General features: G+C 59.7%; 1 pseudogene. It reads left to right on the forward strand.

Annotated elements, in window-relative coordinates:
- Positions 1 to 112: 112 nt before the first annotated feature.
- A pseudogene (locus FFY45_RS20965) lies at positions 113 to 300 on the forward strand (B12-binding domain-containing radical SAM protein); the annotation flags it as partial.

The following is a 300-nucleotide window of genomic DNA, read 5'->3' on the forward strand; positions in this document are numbered from 1 at the left end:
GCCATGTTCAAGCTGAAATAGCCGTGCCGTTGCTGCCAGAAACGCTGGTAACGCGGCATGTCGACCAGGTCCCACGCCGGCAGGCCGCTCAGGCGCGCGTCCGGCGGTTGTGCGCCGCGATGCCGAAGATGTGGCTGCGGAAATGATCCACCTCAAACGCAGTTTTCAACCCGATCACATCTGGATGGCCGATGACATCTTCGGCTTCCATATCGATTGGGTGGAAACCTTTGCGCAGCGTTTGACCGATGCCAAATCTTCGCGATTCCGTTCACCATCCAGACCCGCGCCGATCTGGCC

Origin of the sequence: Xanthomonas hortorum, from assembly GCF_011305375.1 — a bacterium.
GTDB classification, from domain to species: Bacteria; Pseudomonadota; Gammaproteobacteria; order Xanthomonadales; family Xanthomonadaceae; genus Xanthomonas; species Xanthomonas hortorum_E.